This window comes from Clostridium sp. TJA085 (assembly GCF_058310235.1).
This window is the reverse complement of record NZ_JBZEEZ010000001.1, coordinates 337,925-354,643: the sequence shown is the minus strand read 5'-3', so window position 1 is coordinate 354,643 and position 16,719 is coordinate 337,925. Positions and strand designations below refer to the sequence as shown.

Sequence of the window (16,719 nt, the reverse complement as noted above, 5' to 3'; positions counted from 1 at the left end):
CCTTTCTATTTTAATATTCTTATACTTGATCCTTTACTTTCTGTATATATTGCATATCTTAGAGCATCTAAAACATCATCCCATAATTTTATAGGTTCACCTGTTTTTTTATTCCAAGCATACATAAATATCTCTTTCTTAAACAAATCAACATTATCTTCAACTATAAATAACGTCTTAGTTTTAAATCTTTTAGCAACTGATTCTATTCCACTTAATCTAGATTTATCAGCATTCTTAGCCTTTAAACCTTCTTTTCTAAATCTCGCAACATGTTCTGGTCTTGCACTATCACAATAAAACATTATATTGCCATACTTAGCTTTAATCTCTTTTCCTACCTTTACCCAATAGTCTATTTCTTCATATTGCTTAGAATATTCTTTTAATAAATATAACTTATCTTTATCATCTTTACCTATAATAACTATTGAACCAAAGTGATCATATCCCCAGTCAACTCCTGCAAAATATTTTACAAAATTAATATCTTTCAACTTACTAGAACTTATATAATGAATATCTTTTCTAAAGTCTTTATATACAATTCCTTCTGCCGATACCCATAAGCCTTTTATATCTCTATCGTAAAACATTCCAGTTGGTGTTGATGCTTTTATGTTATCTCTATATCTTTCACTTAAAAATGTATTATCATCTAATTCATAATGATAAGCTTGTATTACTTTGCCATCAGCTTTATCAATAAAATTAACCTTTAACCAATGCTCTGGTTGGTCTGGATTAGTATCTATTAATATTCTTGCACCTTCTCCAGAACATCTAGCTTTTATTTCATTAAATACTTCTTCATTAGCCATTGTTCCTTCGTTTATATAAGCTCCAAATGAAGTCATACCTCTAATTCTACCTAAGTCATTTATTTTGCTATGCCCAAAGCAGCATACTTGAACTCCAAATAATATAAATCTGTTATGTTTATCAAACTTAAATTCAATATTATATTTATTTGTAAGCTCATTTAATACATTTCTTTGTATAGCTCCTAAATCTGCTCCTGCAAGAATATATTGTGGAAGAGGTATGTTTAATCTATTAGCTATCTTTCTAACTCTCCTAAGCTCATATAAAAATAAATCATTATCTAAAATAGTTTTTCCTGTTCTTTTAGCTCCATGATTAATAAGCATAAAGTAATCATTAGTCATTGCAAACTTCATTACTTCTTGTTGCTTTTTATGGTATAAATCATTTAGCATTTTTAAAACATTCCTCTAACTTTTCAAAGTATTCATCAATCTTATCTTCTTTACTCTTTTCATTATTTACTATTTTAGATTCTAAAACTTTTATTTCTGCTTTCTGTTTCTCTGTAGCTATTCCAATATGATCTGCTAACCATTGAAGAGCTTTCATTTTATCTTGAAGTTTAATCTTAACTCCATCTTTCCCCTCTGATACTTCTTGTAATATGCTAGTATCTAACTCTTTACTATCATTTAGTTCTACAACATTATATTCAAAGTAATCTTGCTCTCCTGTTTCTGGATTAATAACTGGAATATCTTCACCATCTTTATTCTTAGTCCATTTATTCTTACGAACTTTTTTAAAAGATAAATAATCTCCTATATCACTAAATGCTATATCCATGTATCTCTGAAATATATCTTCTTCACTTAACATTACTTGGTTTAGTTTATACTTTTTAAGTTTTTCTATCTCATTTATAATACTATCATTTTCCATCAATCTATACCCGTTAGATAATGCTGATTCGTAACTACATTCATAGGCTTTCTTATAAGCCTTAGCTGCATTAAAATACTTTATATAATAAATACAAAAAAGCCTTTGCTTATCAGTAAGCTCAGTATTTTCTAATACATCTTTTACTTCTTCTACAATAGGCTCTTTAATATCTTTTTTTATAGTATTATTTCGCTTACTTTCTTTTGCAACGTTGCATTTATTTTTACGTTGCGTTGCACTTTCCCAGTTATATCTTTTCTTCCAACTTCTAACCGTTCCTTCTGCAACTTCTAATTTATTTGCTATATCTTTAAGCTTATATCCTTCTTTAAATAATTCGTAAGCTTTATTTACTTTTTCATTTGGTGCCCTTGCCAATAATCACCACCTCACATTAATCTTCTTTTAATTTATATTCTTTTAAATCTATAAGATATTTATCAGTTGTTCCCCTGTGTTCATAACTCATTTCAGTAATTCCTAAATATGGAGTAAAACTTTTTTGTTCATCTCCAGAATTATGCAAATTATCTATATTATAGATTCCTATATCCATAATATTTTCTCCAACCTTTTTTCTGTAAGGAACAAGTTTAGTAACATAACTTATATTTTTGGCATCTTTCCTAAAAAGTTGACTAAATTCACCGTATCTTTGTCCATTATATAAAGGAAATTCATATTCTATGTTTAATCTCTCTGTATCATCTAAATAGATATCTTCTTTATTCTTAAATTTTTCTACAAATTGATTAATTTTATAACTAGGTACTTTAATAACTTTATTAGAAATAATTATATAACCATAAACCATTTCATTCGCTTTTTTAGCTTCTTCTTCTAATAAAGGTTCACCTTTCATTACAAATAATTCATTATCATCATTTTTATAATGATTAATAACCTCTACTTTTACTTTATCCTTTATTTTTTTATTGCCATTTTCAGTAGCGAAGTTCATATCTCTTGAATATATCCAATAATTCCCAATCTCTAATGGGAAATACTTCTTAACATCTAATTTTTCTAGATCAAATGATTCTCTAATTAAATATTCTTTAGGTTTATCCATTTTAAAAGTAATATAAGACGTTATACTTCCTATAATTATAGGAACCATAAAAGTAGTTAAAATATAACTTAATTTTTTTTCTATAGTTTCTTTTTTCATAATTTCCCCCTTAAATCAATTACAATATTACCATATATTTCTTCAATTAAAAAGAACCTAGCCTAAACTAGATTCTTTAGTAAACTTACTAATAGCACTTGTAATCCCTACTATTAGTCCTATTTAATTATAAAGGGGAACTTATGAGAGGAAGGTGAATGATTTGCACATTCATATTAACACTTGTCCTTCCACGTTGCAGGGAATTTAATCCCTGCCTAATATGAAAACAGGAGGATTGCGTAATGAACTGACTTCAATCTGCCCACATCTATATTCTAACACAAGTTTTTGGGTGTATGTCGGGTGTAAATTGGGGGTAATGTGGGGGTAAATTATATATTAATTCTTTCCTGTATTCCTGGATTATAAAATATAAAATCTGTTATCTGTTTAATTGCATTAGGTGCTAATTCTTTTCTACAATAATCTTTATTGTATCTTAAATGCCTAGCAACATTTCCCCAACTTATTCTTGGACTATTTATATACCTAAGTCTTATTAAGTCTTTTTCTTCTTGTGTCTGTAAACTCTCTATTGCTGCATCAATTCTATTTTTTAATCTTTCTTCATATTCTAATTCTTCTTTTAATTTATTTAACTTCTTTTCTCTATTTATTATTTCATTTTCTACAGAACTATTAAATTTATTTGTTAGTCCTGTTTTTTCTTCATATCCTATAGCTCCACAACCTTCATATGATGTTTTAATAATTCTTATATCTTCTTTTATCATTTTTATTTTAATAATTGATTTATTGTAATTTCTAAGTAAATATTCTGTTTTCTTAAATAAATTCTTATCTATCATTCTTGTCCTCCTTTTTATTTTCTTTTAAAATAACTGCTGCACTTAAAGCATCTATTCCAGCATCATCTGATTTTTCTTTCTTACTTTTACATCTTTCCATTCTTTTATGAAAATTATATTCTGCTCCTGTTTCTATAACTTCTATTAAGTAATTAACTTCTTCTAATTTATCTTTAAACCTCATTTTATTTACTACACTATCTGGTTCAAATGATTCTATATCTTTCTTAAAATTTTCAAGAGCTTCTAAAATTATTACCATTTGTTTATATGGCACTTTAATATGTTTTTCTTCACCACTAAGCATATTAAAATCAAATATACTAGTTTGTCCATCTATCATATTTAACACCTTCTTGTATCTTTTTTATAAACTCCATAGAATGTTTTATCTATTAAGATAATGCAGTAGTTCTCTCTTTCTAAGAAAACCTCATGTATGCTATTTTTAGTTAACTTAGGATGTAATTTTGTCCAATCCTTTAATAACTTTATTTTTGGTTTATCAAATATACTTATTTGTCCTTCTATCATTTCTCCACCTTGGCTTCTTCTACCATATTGCTAATGTCAGCAAAATGGTCGCTTAATCTTGCTATTATGAACTAAATATTTAATAGTTGCTTAAATATACTTTCAAAAATTGTTACTGGAATAGAATTACCTGCTTGTTTATATAACGCTCCATTCAACTTTCCCTTTTTCCCTGGATGTGCTTTTAAAGCTGCATTAAAATCTTCATCTGAATAACCTTGTAATCTCCAACATTCTCTTTCGGTTAAATATCTATATACTCCATTGCCTAAATCTACAACTCCACTATTAGGACACCTCATTTGCTTTGTTGTAATAGTTGTACAAAAATCTTCTATAACTTTTACACGCCCACCAAAACTTCCGTTATTATTATTTATTTTTTTAATCATACTAGGTTGTGTTACTATATATTTTTCTTCTTTTGTTTCCTCCAAAAATTCTTTTATATGTGGTGCTTTAGTTTTTTCTAACGTATTAAAATTAAATAAAGTCCCATCCAACATTGATATTGTAAAGACTCTTTCTCTGCTTTGTGGTAATCCAAAATTAATAGCATTTAAAACTTCAAAATTATTTGTATAACCTAGTTTCTCCATTTCACTTAAATATCTATTAAAGTTATGTCGCATATGTTTTGATAAGACATTTTTAACATTTTCCCAAATAACTACTCTAGGCTTCCATACCCCCATTTGTTTTATAATGTTAAGTGTTTCCCACATTAAACTACTTCTAGTTTCTGAACCTTCATCTGCACCCTTTTGTTTTCCTGCTATACTGAAATCTTGACATGGTGAACCATGTATTAAAATATCAGGCTTTAAATTATATCCAACTACTGATTGAGTTTTATATTCTAAATCCTTTTTGAATATTTCGTTATAACTTCTTACTGCTTTTTCATCTATTTCAACATAATCTATTGCTTTTACTGGAACTCCTAGATTTATTAATGCTTTTCTTGGTGATCCTATTCCTCCAAAAAGTTCTAGTATCTGTAACATCTATTTACCTTCTTTCTTCACATTTTCCCCATACTGCGAATTATTATTTTCTCGTTGATTCAATCATTAATTCAACTCTTTCATTTTCTTCGGTATACTTTTTTAAAACTATCAACTCTATTATTTGAGAATCATCATTGAATGCTATCTTATTTAAGCTATCAAGAATTATTTTTGCTATATTATCTGCATCAGGTTTCTTAACTGGTTGTTCTAATCCCTCTCTTATAGCTTGTACACGCTTTTTAGAATAAGACTTAGGTATTTTATAGTATGCAGTTATAACAGCTCTTATAGGGCCTTCTAAATACCTTCCATCTTGTAATACATAACCCTCTCTTACTAGCTTTTCATATTCTACTGTTTCTTTAGGTGTAAAAGCATGTCCTCTACATACTCTAGGTCTTGCTTTTCCTTTTATCTTTCCTTCTATAACTACCATAATTATCTCCTGCATGTCGCAAATGCTCTGTTAGGCTCTAAATACATTACTTTAATCATATGGCTTGATAACATATCTTTAGTTACATCTACCCACTCTTTATTTTGTTTTATTTGCAATTTACTTGAAGCAGGATTAACTATATCTGCTATATTAAAACATTCTGTATACTTATCTAACTTAACAACTATATAAGTTTTCTTAATTAATATAATCTTGCCTATAAATTTAGTTACTCCACTATTTCCATCCTTCTTAATAACTCTTATATTAAGTCCTCTCTTTAACATATTCACACCTTCTATCATTTGATTTTCATATGAGAATGAAAAGTTATAACTATAATTCAATTCATTCTCATATTTATTATTAATAATCTTCCTTAATTCTTAAATCTTCTTTAGCACTTTTCCAAATAATTCTGCTAGTAACACCTACATCATAAAGATATTTGCACATTTCACCTAGCCTTTCTTTTATAGCTGCCTTTTCTCCACGTCCTAATTCTTTCTTAATATCACATTTAATCTTTGACCATCTATTGTAAGCTTGAAAACTATCTAACATTAATCTATAAGCTCCTGCAACATCATTTTCTTGTATGTTATTAAATCTGTTATAAATGCTATTAAATAATTTCACTTCCTCTTTGTACTGTTCTTCATAATTCATATACACCTCACAGAATTAATTTACCACCCATACAAGCTCTTATAATATCTTCTCCAATATATTTATCATCCTTTGGTAATAAAGTCTTTAAAAGCTTGTCTACTTCTTTTAAACTTATATTTAATTTTTCTTTTATTTGTTCTTTAGTGTAATAAATATTTGCTCCAAACATTAATTTTAAATTATCTTGTAATCTTTTCTTTAACTCCTGGTCTAATTCATGTCCATATATACCATGAATTCCATAATTACCTTTGTGGTGCTCCCAACATAATGGTATTAAATTATATTTGCAATCTATTAATGCAGGAGCTTGACTTCTTTTTATTATGTGATGAATTTCTACTAAGTGATTAGAGCCACAAACTTCACATATTTTCATCAAATCACCTCTATTCTTTTATCTAGTTGCCAATCTATTCTAGGTATATAACCAGATATTATTTTTTTATCTATATCATTTTCTGTTTTTATAGATATAATCTTTTCATTTTCTTCTATATTAGAGTTCATAAAAAACCTATAAGCATTTTCTCCTAATAAGCTATAAATTTTTCTACAGGTCGGAGTTGGAAAGGATAGAGGTTCAAGTTGAGGTATATCTTCTTTCCCTTCTTCCTCATTCTTTATAATTCTTATATCATTCTTTATATATTCTTTATCATTCTTGTTTGTGTCTTTCAGTGTCACCTCACTGTCATCTATGTGGTCTTTCTCTGTCATTTCACTGTCATTTTCGTGGCTTTTTACTGTCACTTCTGAACTTTTGTTATCTTGATAAAAGCTATAATTTTCAATACTTACAACTGTCTTTTTACTGTCACTTTTTACAGTTATCATTCCGTCTCTTTCAAGTTGCTCTAAAAACTTTTTTACTTTCGTTCTACTCCATCCCCAAGATTCACCTAATTGTCTTAATGAAGTTATCCTTGAACCCCTTTTTACTTCAATTAATTCTCCGTTAAACAATATTTTATTGTCTTTATGGTTTACCATTAGTAGAAGGTCTATGAAAGCTTGACCTCTACTGAATGGCTTATCTTCCCATAGCCAATGCCCTTTTATACTTCTATAAAGTTTTAACCAACCTTCTACCATATAATCACCTTTTTCTACTTAACTTTTCCTTTATTGTGAACCTCGTAATTATATCCATTTTCTTTCAAGAACTTACTTAAAGATTGGATCATATCAAAATTATGTTCTACATAAACATCTACAAAGAATTTATCTTCTTTAATTTCTTTCTTAGAAGCTTCAACTTTCTTACTAGAAAAATCTAAAGGTACTTGAATAGCTTCTTTTTCTTCTTTGATTTCTTGCTTAGTATTATTTTCTGCTTTTAATATAATGTCAGCTTCTTTATTTATTTCATTTAAAATCTTTTCTAATGGATAATCTTTTAATACATATACTTCAAATTTCTTATAATCTAACTTTGTATTAATATTTTCATTTACTCTATCAATTTCATTCTTAACTGCAACTTCAAGCATTTTAATTCTTGTTTTCTTATCTTCTTGTTCTCTTTTAAGCATCATTGCTCTCATTTCAACATCTTCTTTAATGCTCTTTATACTTCCAGTTAATTTTAAATAGTTATCCTTTAAACCTAATTTATCTGCATAATCTTTTTCTACTTCAAAATTTTCTATCGCTGCATTAATTATTTCTAACACTTTTTGTTTCTTTTCTTCTTTACGTTTATTATCAAAAACTTTTATGCCTTCTTTTATCGGTTTCTCCACCTCTGATATAAGACTGATAAGTTCCTTGCAGTTACTCTCAAATTCTTTTATAGGTACTTCCATTTCTCTTTTAACATCTTTTCTATAAGTATCTATCTTATTTCTAAGACTTGCTAAATCTTTTTGAGTTGCTTTACAGTCCTTTAAGCCTTCTTCTGTAACTATAATCCCTTCATACTTTTTCATTGTTTCTTGAAGTGATCCTTTTACTTCCTCAAAGTTCATTGTTATTACTGGTAATTGTTTATTTACTTGTATCTCTTTCATTTCTCAACTCTCCTAAAAATCAAAATCTTCTTGATGTTGTTCTAATTCCTTCTGATGCTCTTCCTGTTGTTTTTTCAAATCAATGTCTTTTTTCTTTTTTTCTTCTAACTTTGCTTTCTTTTCCTTGAAACTCTTAAGACATTCATTAAACATATCATTTGTTATGTCTTCAACTTTCTCAACATTAGCCCAAGTCAAAAAGCTTTTAATATCTGTTTTAGTTTCTGCTATTAATTTATTTATAGTGAATACATGAGCTTTACTTATTTTTTGACTAGCAAATGCTGCTTCCTCATCTATTTCACCAGAATCTATCACATCTGATTCTGCTATTTCAAAAGCCATCATATATAAATATCTTCTAGCAAAACTTTGTGTTCCTCCAATATTTTGTATAGTACTACATCCTTTTAATTGTGCTACTTCTACTGGTGTACTCCACTCTCTTTTAATATCTGGATTATCTGAATCTATTACATAAAGAAACGATTCTTTTTCACCATATTTAAATTCGGTATAAAGTCCTATGTTATTGCAAATTTCATTTATATAAGGTAGAAAATCTCCTAGTTCAAAATATTTATAATTAGAGTACTTATTGTGACCTGTTTTTTTAAGATCCTTTTTTTGAAGCTCTACTCTTGCTATTTGTATCTTTTGAAATATATTTAATTTCTTTTCTTCTGCCATTACTAAACCTCCTGTAGTTCTGCTGTTTTCTTAAAGTAATAAATACAGTCACAGCATAAAACTTGTCCACCAATCTCGTAATATTCTTCTCCTTGATATATACTGCAACCACATTCACTACATGTATCTATCTCTATTTCCTCATTTTCTAATTCTCTATAGTCATAAGAACAATCTGGTAAATCCATAACTTACAACTCCTTTATTGTTTTTTCCATTCCCAATGTCATAACTTCTCCATTGTCTAAATCTATTTCTGGTGATAATATATTATTAAAAGTAATTTCTTTTGATCCTATCTGTTTACTTTGGTCGGTTACAGATAGGTTCTTTATTTTTATCTGAATTAAATCATTAATATTTTCACCAGTTATTTCTGCCTTATCTTGCACTATATTTGAAAGATCTATTGTAATTTCTAAAATATCTCTCATAAATTAATCCTCCAATGTTATAGTTTTTATTAAATTTTCCTTTTCTTTTTTAGTCATTCCTAAACCTAAAAGACTTCTTATAAATTTAATCATTACTACATAACTCCTTTCTTTCTTAATTTACAAACTTTAGACCTTATAGATGCTTCTGGTCTTTCTAATGCTAAACTCATTTCAGCAGCACTTATTTTTTCATACCAGTTTATTAAATAGTCTAAATCTTCATCACTCCACAACTCACCTGTTTTACTATGAAATCCTTCTGTGTAGGCTATCCTACCTTGATTATCATAATTTAACTCTCCTTTCATTAGCCTACAGCTCCATCATCTAAGTTTTGGATTACCTTTTCTAAAACTAATGTACCCTCTCTTTTCATTAGTTCACTTATTAATTCATCTGTAGTAAAAGCTCCTGCTCCAAGCATTATTAAATCCATTACTTCTTCTAAAGCTTTTACATCATCTTCTGTACTTTCTACACTTTCATAATTTTCAATATTATGATGTAGATCTTCTATTTGTTTATACAAATCCTTTTTATTCATTCTTAAATCCTCCTAAAAAATTAATATAAAAGTACTACTGGATTAGTAAATAATATAAATCCTATTAATCCACTTAGAGATATTATTAAATATTCAATTTTATCTCTTTTATTGTTTGATACTATATACTTACTTGATGCTATACAAAATGTTATTATCTGTAATAAAGCTGTAATTGATATTATTAGATACTTCATTAATTGCATTAATTATCCTTCCCCTCACTTTGCATATTTTAATTACTTATCTTCATACATTAGCATTACTTAATTGATTCTCTTTTGCTATGTTTATAACCTTAGAAACCTCAATTAATACATTGGTTATAATTACTTTCATATCTTCATACTTCTTCTCATACATATCTCTTTCATTTTCTAGTCTTTTTCTTTCCAGTGGAGAAAATCTTTCTAATTCAGTGCCTTCTAATTTAGATATATAAGCTGGACTAAACATCATACCTGGAACTCCTTCACATGGTGATAAAACCCCGTCTTTAACATATCTTCTTATAGTTCCTTCATCTTTTTGCCATCTTTCAGCTAAATCTTTAACAGTTAATAATTTATAGTTCATATTATTGTCCTCCTTAATTTAGAAACTTATTTAAAAAATATAGTTGTCCTTTTCCTGTAACCTTAGGTGTTTTAGTGATTCTGATGCTGCCATCCGCATTATTAATTGTTCTCTCCTTAGTTTCTATAACTTTAAGATCCAAGCTCTTTTGTGTTGGCATATTATAATCCGTTCCTTTACGTTTTATAAGATATCCGTTATCTCTAAGCCATTTAAATAATCTACGTTCTCCAATATCAACACCATTTTGTTTTATTAATTTAGCTAATTCTCCAACCAATATTGATGTATGACTTGTACTAACAGCATCAGCAAACAGAACCTTTGGTTTTTGTTCTTTTATTAATTTCTTCTGTTCCATATTTTCAAACTTTAAATTTTCAACTTGCTTATTCGCAATCTCTAAAGCTCTTTTCATAATCATTTCTGGACTATTCCATGCTTTTTCAACTTGTAGAAAATAATGTCTAGCTTGTTTTCCTTTTTCACTACGTTGTATCATTGAAATTTCTTTTGCCATATCAATTTTTATTTCATAATCCTTTAATAACTTTTCTCCACCATATTGATTTAGCTGTGTACTTTTTTGTACAGACCTAAAATCTATATTTTCATAAAATCCATAACCTAGCATTCTATCAAACCATTTACTAAATCTTTCGCTAATTTCTAAAAACTTGTGCAAATCTCTAGCACTTAAAGTTATATCCTCTCCAATAGAGTTTATAGGCAATAAATTTTCTATCACTTGTTTTCTAATTAAATTTGTTCCTTTCCTTAAGAATTGTTCCATTACTTTGCCTCCATCCACTTTATATTTGATTTGTATTTCCGTCATTTTTAAGTAAATTCAAATCCATATCTAATAATCTTGAAAGTTTCACTAACTTATCAACACTTGGTACATACCTTCCACATTCAATATCTGAAATGTAATTTCTAGATATTTGAGTTTTACAAGCTACATCTTGCTGTGTTAATTTAGCTTTTTTTCTAGCCTTTTTTATTTCATATCCTAAGCTCTTTGCTATATCTTGTTTCATTACTTCGTCCTCCTTACACACTTATTGTATTGTATTTCCGTCATTTTGTAAAAATTAGTTTCCAAGTATTTCTAAGCATAAATTAGTATTCATTTAAATTATCGAGCTAATTCTCTATTTTGCTTATTATTACTTGTATTTCCGTCACTAATTGCATTGTAAAACCGACATGTGAGGTATATAATTAACTTATAAAGTCGGTATAATCGACAGGAGGTTTTTATATGAGTATAGGTCAAAAAATTAAAAGTTTTAGGAAAGAAAATAAACTTACACAAGTTGAACTAGCTAAAAAATCAAATATATCTAGAAGCTATCTAGCTGATATAGAAAATGATAGGTATAATGCTAGTCTTGACACATTAAAATCTATAGCGACTGCATTAAACGTAAATATTTCAGAATTGATAGAAGATGAAAATCATAAAGAAAAGATACATACTGAAACAGACAAAAATAAAGAGCAAATAAAAACTATAGCAGCTCATTTAGAAGATAAAAATTTAACTGATAAAAAAGTTAAATTAATTAAAGATTATATAGATGCACTATTTGATGATGATGAATGGTAATTCCTTAGCTTAAGGGGGTGTAATTACTTTGACTTATGATGAACTTATCATTGAAGCTGAAAAAGAAGGATTAAAAATAAAAGAAAAATCCTTAAATTATAATTTAAAAGGCTTATATAATAATGGAAGAATAATAATAGATAAAAAGCTAACAAATAATACTGAACGTAGGTGTATACTTGCTGAAGAAATTGGGCATCACTACACTACTTATGGAAATATAATAGACGAAACTGATTTATCAAATAAAAAGCAAGAAATAATAGCTAGAAGATGGAGTTATAAAAAACTAATTGGGTTAACTAGCATAATTCACGCATACAAAATTGGACTAAGAAATAGGTATGAGTTAGCTGATTTTTTAAATGTAACAGAATCTTTTTTACAAGAAGCCTTAACTTATTATGAAATTAAATATAATAACTGGTACGAATTAGATAATTATATTATTAGATTTAATCCACTAGGTGTAATTGAAAAACTTCAAGACTTCTAGTGATTATTTTATAATTTTAAAAGAACATATATTCGATAAGGAGTGATTTTATGGACTATAATGTAACTTATAGAAAGAAGGATAAAGGTTGGCAAGTTATAATATCTTATAAAGATAATTTAGGTAATTGGAAACAAAAATCTAAACAAGGGTTTTCTACTAAAAGGGATGCTAAACCATTTGCAGATAAATTAGTACAAGACTTAAAAAAAAGTACTCCATCTACAATAATTAATTCAAAAGTTAACTTAACATTTGGGTATTTATTTGAAGAATATATTAATTACTCAAGTGCACATAAAGAATACTATACTATAAAAAGCTATAGGAATTCCTCATATAAATTTTCTTCTTTAAATAATATAAAAGTAACTAAAATAGAGAAAAATGATATTCAAAGAGTTATAGATGATTTTATTATTTCTGGATTAAAGAAATCTTCAATTCAAAAACATTTAAGTAATCTAAAAGGATTTTTTAATTATTTAATTGAACTACATTTAATATCATCTTCACCAATATATGATATTAAATTACCCAAAATCAATGAAAAACTCCCTAAAAAAAGCTTAACACTTGAAGATCTTTTTAATTTACTAGAAAAAATTAAAACAAATAAATTTTATACTGTTGCTTTAATAGCCGGAACATGTGGATTAAGACTAGGAGAAATTTTAGGATTAACATGGAAAGATGTAGATTTTGATTTATCTACATTAAGTGTGAATAAACAATGGAAACTACTAGAAAATAAGAAATCTGGATTTGGAAAATTAAAATCTATTAATTCATATAGAACTGTGCCTATTCCTAGGATAACATTAGATTATTTAAAAGAACTTAAACAAGATAATTTATCTGAAAGAATTGCACCTTTTAATGCTTCTTCTATCTCCAAATATTTAAACCCTAAGCTGAGAGAATTAAGTGGAATATCAATACATGAATTAAGACATACATATGCAACTAATTTAATATCAAATGGTATTGATTTTAAAACTGCAGCTAAACTACTTGGACATGATGTAGAACAAACCATGAGAACTTATTCTCATGTAACAGATGAAATGTATCATAAAGCAGCTTGTACAATTAATAAAATTTTTTAAAATTTATTTTTGACGATTTTTTTGACGATTTAATATAAACCCTTTATTTTCAAGACTTATAATCTATAGTGTGTATATTGCCTTAATATACTCCTTAGACCATTTGCAAAATTTAAATTTATTTTATTATTCACATTTATTTGATTAATTCCACTAAGATTACATTCCACCGGATCTTCAATGGTAGTTATATTTATATCATTATCTTTAATTTTTGAAATTATTGAATATAAAGTTGTAGATTTACCACTTCCTGTCGGACCATTTATTATGACTATTCCATTGTTAGCTTTTATAATTTTCTCTAAATTTTTAAACTGTTCTTTTGATAAATTAAGTAATTCCATATTATAATCAGATTTTTCTTTATAAAGTATTCTTATAACCATTTTTTCTCCAAATACTAATGGTATTATAGATATTCTGCAATCAAAATAAATTTCATTATACTTAACAACAATTTTTCCATCTTGAGGTTTTCTCTTTTCTGCAATATCCATATTTCCATTTAACTTTACTCTAGATAATATTTGATTATAATCACATATTCTTATTTTACTAACTAATATTAAGATTCCATCTATTCTTATTCTAACATTTACGAAATCTTCAAAAGGCTCAAAATGTATATCACTGCCTTTTTTAGATATAGTATATTTTATAAAATTTTCCTCTAAAGATTTGCTTAAGTCCGGCTTAACCATATAAAATAAATCATAAAAATCATCCTTACTTAAATAAATAAATTCTACTTTTCTACTAAATATAAATTCTATAAACTCTTTTGAATTATTATTTTTTTCATAAGTTGCAACCTTTATATAATCCTTTTCAATATATAAAGGTAATATTTTGTATTCAATCATCTTATCTTTATCTATTTTGTATACACAATTTAAATCTATATTTAAAATTAAATTTTTCATATCTCCTCCTTAATATTATTCATTTAATTATTTTCCAAATATTTCATATAATATTCAAAGCAAAATAAAAAAGCCTTAATAAAAATTAAGACTTTAATTTATATTTATAAAGTTATAGTTTCCTTCTTTATTACTTATTAAAGAAACACTGTTATCCTTATAAGAAAATACTTCTTCTTTACCTTCTGAAGAATTACTTCCAATAAATAATATTCCACTATTTGAAATCTGAATTCCTTTTTTCATATTTATACTTGATGGAAAAGAAAATACTAATTTTTTAATATTTTTATCTTTTAACTTATATAATGATTTTGTATCATCAAAAGCTTCGCCTAATATATAGTATGAATTATCTTGTTTTTCTAAATCATTTATAGATTTAAAACTATTTGATATATTATTTATATTCTTATTTTCAGCATTTATTTCTAATAAGATTTTTTCATTATTAGCTTTTTGTTGAAACACAAATACACTATTAAGATCTCCCTTTAGAAAATCTACATATCCTCCAGACTTTAGATTGTATAAAAGTTCTTCTTTATTCTCTTTTAAATCGTAAGTAAATATTCCATTTATTTTATCTTCTGAAATTCCATAATAGACAAGTTTATCATTTTTTATAAAATCATATAAATTGCCAGAAATAGCAACCTTAGATTTTATATTTATTTCTTTATCATCTTCTAAAGAAATTACTTTTAAATTATATCCGTTATCATAACTCATATAAGAAACATATCTTCCATCATAAGATATTTTTATAAAGTTATAATTACTATCCTTTATTGGAATTTCTTTACCCTTATAATAAATATAATGTTTTCCATCTTTAACAAAAATATAAGTTCCACTTTCTTTGTTAAAATTTATAATAACCCTATCATTACTTATCCCATGATATTTATCTTCTTGTAAATCAAAAACTTTATACTTTCCATTACTTTCTAATAACACAGAACCTTTTTCTAAGTTTATAGGTTGCAAATTTAAATTTGAGTTTTCTATATTTGATTTACTATTACACGAAATAAATGTCAAAGATAAACTTAAAATAATTAGTATATACATAGGTACTTTGATTGATACCTTTTTTAATAAATGCATTAAACTCCCTCTTATCTATATTTATAATGTTTCACCTTTACATATATACTCAGCATTCCCCGTCATATAAACACCATTATCTAAAACTTCTATAATTAATTCTCCACCTGGTAGCTTTGCTAATACTTTATTATTAGTTAATCCAAATTTATTAGTTACAACAGCAGATGCACATGTTCCAGTACCACAAGCTAAAGTTCTTCCAGCGCCTCTCTCCCATGTATCTACTTTAATTGTATCACTATCAATTACTTTAACAAAATTAACATTTGTTCCTTCTTTAAAATAACTAAACTTCTCTATATACTTTCCTTCTAAAATATCATAATTATTGTTTTTATCAATTACTATAGTATGTGGTACACCCATTAATAATGTTGTTAACTCATATATCTTATTATTTATATTTACCTCTTCTTTTATTAATTCTTTTTTATTATTTAATGGAATTAATTCGCCTTTAAATGATGGCTTACCCATATAAACTCTAGCTCCAATTATAATATTATCTTCACTTATAAGTTCAATTTCTTTTTTTCCATCATCTGTTTCCACAATAAACTTTTTATCTTTAACATATCCTTTATCATAAATATATCTTCCAAAACATCTTATTGCATTTCCACACATATTTGCTCTAGATCCATCACTGTTTATAATAGTCATTTTCATATTTAAATTATTTAATTTTCTAACTACAACTAATCCATCTGCACCTATTCCAAAATGTCTATCACATAGCTTTTTAGCTATTGAAACTTCTTTTTTTAATAATTTGTTATCTAAATCTTCAATAAATATAAAATCATTCCCAATACCTTGCATCTTTGTAAACTTCATTTCTATTCCT

28 protein-coding genes are annotated in these 16,719 nt (G+C 26.6%); 3 read left to right on the top strand and 25 right to left on the bottom strand.

The genetic code is table 11. The features are described from left to right. Positions 1-5 precede the first annotated feature (5 nt). From AC4FQW_RS01790 to AC4FQW_RS01685, 22 genes are all read right to left on the bottom strand, one after another. Positions 6-1,220 (bottom strand): PBSX family phage terminase large subunit, encoded by a 1,215-nt coding sequence (locus tag AC4FQW_RS01790; RefSeq protein WP_491146912.1) that lies wholly within the window; start codon positions 1,218-1,220, stop codon positions 6-8. Continuing rightward, a complete protein-coding gene (locus AC4FQW_RS01785; protein WP_491146911.1) occupies positions 1,210-2,091 on the bottom strand; it encodes a terminase small subunit in 882 nt (293 codons plus the stop codon). The genes AC4FQW_RS01790 and AC4FQW_RS01785 overlap by 11 nt, the downstream gene beginning before the upstream one ends. 16 nt (positions 2,092-2,107) lie before the next feature. Beyond that, complete coding sequence (locus AC4FQW_RS01780) at positions 2,108-2,884, bottom strand: hypothetical protein (RefSeq protein ID WP_491146910.1); 777 nt, start codon at positions 2,882-2,884, stop codon at positions 2,108-2,110. Positions 2,885-3,219: 335 nt separating this feature from the next. Beyond that, positions 3,220-3,696, bottom strand: a complete 477-nt coding sequence (locus AC4FQW_RS01775; RefSeq protein ID WP_491146909.1) for a DUF722 domain-containing protein — start codon at positions 3,694-3,696, stop codon at positions 3,220-3,222. Continuing rightward, positions 3,686-4,039, bottom strand: coding sequence for a hypothetical protein (locus tag AC4FQW_RS01770; RefSeq protein ID WP_491146908.1), 354 nt, complete (start codon positions 4,037-4,039; stop codon positions 3,686-3,688). The genes AC4FQW_RS01775 and AC4FQW_RS01770 overlap by 11 nt, the downstream gene beginning before the upstream one ends. Before the next feature lie 2 nt (positions 4,040-4,041). After that, positions 4,042-4,230 carry a hypothetical protein gene (locus tag AC4FQW_RS01765; RefSeq protein ID WP_491146907.1) on the bottom strand — a complete coding sequence of 63 codons (189 nt, stop codon included), beginning with the start codon at positions 4,228-4,230 and terminating at the stop codon, positions 4,042-4,044. Positions 4,231-4,301: 71 nt separating this feature from the next. Next, positions 4,302-5,237 (bottom strand): DNA cytosine methyltransferase, encoded by a 936-nt coding sequence (locus AC4FQW_RS01760; RefSeq protein WP_491146906.1) that lies wholly within the window; start codon positions 5,235-5,237, stop codon positions 4,302-4,304. Positions 5,238-5,280: 43 nt separating this feature from the next. Next, on the bottom strand, positions 5,281-5,679 hold the full coding sequence (locus AC4FQW_RS01755) for a RusA family crossover junction endodeoxyribonuclease (protein ID WP_491146905.1): 399 nt from the start codon (positions 5,677-5,679) through the stop codon (positions 5,281-5,283). Between the two features lie 2 nt (positions 5,680-5,681). Further along, entirely contained in the window at positions 5,682-5,969 is a 288-nt protein-coding gene (locus tag AC4FQW_RS01750) for a hypothetical protein (RefSeq protein ID WP_491146904.1), read from the bottom strand. A 79-nt stretch (positions 5,970-6,048) separates the two neighbouring features. Beyond that, positions 6,049-6,351 (bottom strand): hypothetical protein, encoded by a 303-nt coding sequence (locus tag AC4FQW_RS01745; RefSeq protein WP_491146903.1) that lies wholly within the window; start codon positions 6,349-6,351, stop codon positions 6,049-6,051. Positions 6,352-6,358: 7 nt separating this feature from the next. Further along, a complete protein-coding gene (locus tag AC4FQW_RS01740; RefSeq protein ID WP_491146902.1) occupies positions 6,359-6,733 on the bottom strand; it encodes an HNH endonuclease in 375 nt (124 codons plus the stop codon). Then, complete coding sequence (locus tag AC4FQW_RS01735; RefSeq protein WP_491146901.1) at positions 6,733-7,449, bottom strand: hypothetical protein; 717 nt, start codon at positions 7,447-7,449, stop codon at positions 6,733-6,735. The genes AC4FQW_RS01740 and AC4FQW_RS01735 overlap by 1 nt, the downstream gene beginning before the upstream one ends. A 14-nt stretch (positions 7,450-7,463) precedes the next feature. Further along, positions 7,464-8,366, bottom strand: a complete 903-nt coding sequence (locus tag AC4FQW_RS01730) for a DUF1351 domain-containing protein (protein WP_491146900.1) — start codon at positions 8,364-8,366, stop codon at positions 7,464-7,466. Between the two features lie 12 nt (positions 8,367-8,378). Further along, positions 8,379-9,056, bottom strand: a complete 678-nt coding sequence (locus AC4FQW_RS01725; RefSeq protein WP_491146899.1) for an ERF family protein — start codon at positions 9,054-9,056, stop codon at positions 8,379-8,381. 2 nt (positions 9,057-9,058) lie between these two features. After that, positions 9,059-9,244 (bottom strand): hypothetical protein, encoded by a 186-nt coding sequence (locus AC4FQW_RS01720; protein ID WP_491146898.1) that lies wholly within the window; start codon positions 9,242-9,244, stop codon positions 9,059-9,061. Positions 9,245-9,247: 3 nt separating this feature from the next. Further along, positions 9,248-9,490, bottom strand: coding sequence for a hypothetical protein (locus tag AC4FQW_RS01715; RefSeq protein ID WP_491146897.1), 243 nt, complete (start codon positions 9,488-9,490; stop codon positions 9,248-9,250). Between the two features lie 95 nt (positions 9,491-9,585). Beyond that, positions 9,586-9,801, bottom strand: coding sequence for a hypothetical protein (locus AC4FQW_RS01710; RefSeq protein ID WP_491146896.1), 216 nt, complete (start codon positions 9,799-9,801; stop codon positions 9,586-9,588). Further along, positions 9,801-10,037, bottom strand: coding sequence for a hypothetical protein (locus AC4FQW_RS01705; RefSeq protein WP_491146895.1), 237 nt, complete (start codon positions 10,035-10,037; stop codon positions 9,801-9,803). Before AC4FQW_RS01705 ends, AC4FQW_RS01710 begins: the two co-directional genes overlap by 1 nt. A gap of 20 nt (positions 10,038-10,057) precedes the next feature. Continuing rightward, positions 10,058-10,243, bottom strand: coding sequence for a hypothetical protein (locus AC4FQW_RS01700; protein WP_491146894.1), 186 nt, complete (start codon positions 10,241-10,243; stop codon positions 10,058-10,060). A 43-nt stretch (positions 10,244-10,286) separates the two neighbouring features. Continuing rightward, positions 10,287-10,613: a helix-turn-helix domain-containing protein gene (locus tag AC4FQW_RS01695; protein ID WP_491146893.1), complete on the bottom strand. Its 327-nt coding sequence runs from the start codon at positions 10,611-10,613 to the stop codon at positions 10,287-10,289. Positions 10,614-10,626: 13 nt separating this feature from the next. Further along, positions 10,627-11,406 carry a phage antirepressor KilAC domain-containing protein gene (locus AC4FQW_RS01690; RefSeq protein ID WP_491146892.1) on the bottom strand — a complete coding sequence of 260 codons (780 nt, stop codon included), beginning with the start codon at positions 11,404-11,406 and terminating at the stop codon, positions 10,627-10,629. Between the two features lie 19 nt (positions 11,407-11,425). Next, positions 11,426-11,656, bottom strand: a complete 231-nt coding sequence (locus tag AC4FQW_RS01685) for a helix-turn-helix domain-containing protein (RefSeq protein WP_491146891.1) — start codon at positions 11,654-11,656, stop codon at positions 11,426-11,428. Positions 11,657-11,880: 224 nt separating this feature from the next. Between AC4FQW_RS01685 and AC4FQW_RS01680 the strand changes: the two genes are divergently transcribed. Genes AC4FQW_RS01680 through AC4FQW_RS01670 form a run of 3 tightly spaced genes read left to right on the top strand, consistent with a single transcriptional unit; the run spans position 11,881 to position 13,833 of the window. Further along, on the top strand, positions 11,881-12,228 hold the full coding sequence (locus AC4FQW_RS01680; RefSeq protein WP_491146890.1) for a helix-turn-helix domain-containing protein: 348 nt from the start codon (positions 11,881-11,883) through the stop codon (positions 12,226-12,228). 28 nt (positions 12,229-12,256) lie between these two features. Next, positions 12,257-12,724 carry an ImmA/IrrE family metallo-endopeptidase gene (locus AC4FQW_RS01675; RefSeq protein ID WP_491146889.1) on the top strand — a complete coding sequence of 156 codons (468 nt, stop codon included), beginning with the start codon at positions 12,257-12,259 and terminating at the stop codon, positions 12,722-12,724. Between the two features lie 50 nt (positions 12,725-12,774). Then, complete coding sequence (locus AC4FQW_RS01670) at positions 12,775-13,833, top strand: site-specific integrase (RefSeq protein WP_491146888.1); 1,059 nt, start codon at positions 12,775-12,777, stop codon at positions 13,831-13,833. Between the two features lie 56 nt (positions 13,834-13,889). On the opposite strand, the gene AC4FQW_RS01665 is transcribed toward AC4FQW_RS01670, so the two are convergent. The 3 genes from AC4FQW_RS01665 to dapF all read right to left on the bottom strand — a co-directional run bounded on the left by AC4FQW_RS01665 (position 13,890) and on the right by dapF (position 16,709). After that, the gene (locus tag AC4FQW_RS01665; protein WP_491146887.1) at positions 13,890-14,759 is read right to left on the bottom strand and encodes a GspE/PulE family protein; all 870 of its coding nucleotides are present in this window, start codon (positions 14,757-14,759) and stop codon (positions 13,890-13,892) included. A 93-nt stretch (positions 14,760-14,852) separates the two neighbouring features. Continuing rightward, positions 14,853-15,869, bottom strand: coding sequence for a hypothetical protein (locus AC4FQW_RS01660; RefSeq protein ID WP_303128993.1), 1,017 nt, complete (start codon positions 15,867-15,869; stop codon positions 14,853-14,855). 21 nt (positions 15,870-15,890) lie between these two features. After that, the gene (dapF, locus tag AC4FQW_RS01655) at positions 15,891-16,709 is read right to left on the bottom strand and encodes a diaminopimelate epimerase (protein ID WP_491146886.1); all 819 of its coding nucleotides are present in this window, start codon (positions 16,707-16,709) and stop codon (positions 15,891-15,893) included. Between the last annotated feature and the right edge of the window lie 10 nt (positions 16,710-16,719).

Coding starts and splice junctions, on each gene's coding strand:
- AC4FQW_RS01695 (WP_491146893.1), bottom strand. CDS start 10,613: ATGAACTATAAATTATTAACTGTTAAAGATTTAGCTGAAAGATGGCAA.
- AC4FQW_RS01760 (WP_491146906.1), bottom strand. CDS start 5,237: ATGTTACAGATACTAGAACTTTTTGGAGGAATAGGATCACCAAGAAAA.
- AC4FQW_RS01690 (WP_491146892.1), bottom strand. CDS start 11,406: ATGGAACAATTCTTAAGGAAAGGAACAAATTTAATTAGAAAACAAGTG.
- AC4FQW_RS01755 (WP_491146905.1), bottom strand. CDS start 5,679: ATGGTAGTTATAGAAGGAAAGATAAAAGGAAAAGCAAGACCTAGAGTA.
- AC4FQW_RS01770 (WP_491146908.1), bottom strand. CDS start 4,039: ATGATAGATGGACAAACTAGTATATTTGATTTTAATATGCTTAGTGGT.
- AC4FQW_RS01735 (WP_491146901.1), bottom strand. CDS start 7,449: ATGGTAGAAGGTTGGTTAAAACTTTATAGAAGTATAAAAGGGCATTGG.
- AC4FQW_RS01670 (WP_491146888.1), top strand. CDS start 12,775: ATGGACTATAATGTAACTTATAGAAAGAAGGATAAAGGTTGGCAAGTT.
- AC4FQW_RS01715 (WP_491146897.1), bottom strand. CDS start 9,490: ATGAGAGATATTTTAGAAATTACAATAGATCTTTCAAATATAGTGCAA.
- AC4FQW_RS01680 (WP_491146890.1), top strand. CDS start 11,881: ATGAGTATAGGTCAAAAAATTAAAAGTTTTAGGAAAGAAAATAAACTT.
- AC4FQW_RS01790 (WP_491146912.1), bottom strand. CDS start 1,220: ATGCTAAATGATTTATACCATAAAAAGCAACAAGAAGTAATGAAGTTT.
- AC4FQW_RS01780 (WP_491146910.1), bottom strand. CDS start 2,884: ATGAAAAAAGAAACTATAGAAAAAAAATTAAGTTATATTTTAACTACT.
- AC4FQW_RS01710 (WP_491146896.1), bottom strand. CDS start 9,801: ATGAAAGGAGAGTTAAATTATGATAATCAAGGTAGGATAGCCTACACA.
- AC4FQW_RS01745 (WP_491146903.1), bottom strand. CDS start 6,351: ATGAATTATGAAGAACAGTACAAAGAGGAAGTGAAATTATTTAATAGC.
- AC4FQW_RS01725 (WP_491146899.1), bottom strand. CDS start 9,056: ATGGCAGAAGAAAAGAAATTAAATATATTTCAAAAGATACAAATAGCA.
- AC4FQW_RS01740 (WP_491146902.1), bottom strand. CDS start 6,733: ATGAAAATATGTGAAGTTTGTGGCTCTAATCACTTAGTAGAAATTCAT.
- AC4FQW_RS01765 (WP_491146907.1), bottom strand. CDS start 4,230: ATGATAGAAGGACAAATAAGTATATTTGATAAACCAAAAATAAAGTTA.
- AC4FQW_RS01705 (WP_491146895.1), bottom strand. CDS start 10,037: ATGAATAAAAAGGATTTGTATAAACAAATAGAAGATCTACATCATAAT.
- AC4FQW_RS01730 (WP_491146900.1), bottom strand. CDS start 8,366: ATGAAAGAGATACAAGTAAATAAACAATTACCAGTAATAACAATGAAC.
- AC4FQW_RS01685 (WP_491146891.1), bottom strand. CDS start 11,656: ATGAAACAAGATATAGCAAAGAGCTTAGGATATGAAATAAAAAAGGCT.
- AC4FQW_RS01775 (WP_491146909.1), bottom strand. CDS start 3,696: ATGATAGATAAGAATTTATTTAAGAAAACAGAATATTTACTTAGAAAT.
- AC4FQW_RS01750 (WP_491146904.1), bottom strand. CDS start 5,969: ATGTTAAAGAGAGGACTTAATATAAGAGTTATTAAGAAGGATGGAAAT.
- AC4FQW_RS01720 (WP_491146898.1), bottom strand. CDS start 9,244: ATGGATTTACCAGATTGTTCTTATGACTATAGAGAATTAGAAAATGAG.
- dapF (WP_491146886.1), bottom strand. CDS start 16,709: ATGAAGTTTACAAAGATGCAAGGTATTGGGAATGATTTTATATTTATT.
- AC4FQW_RS01665 (WP_491146887.1), bottom strand. CDS start 14,759: ATGAAAAATTTAATTTTAAATATAGATTTAAATTGTGTATACAAAATA.
- AC4FQW_RS01660 (WP_303128993.1), bottom strand. CDS start 15,869: ATGCATTTATTAAAAAAGGTATCAATCAAAGTACCTATGTATATACTA.
- AC4FQW_RS01700 (WP_491146894.1), bottom strand. CDS start 10,243: ATGCAATTAATGAAGTATCTAATAATATCAATTACAGCTTTATTACAG.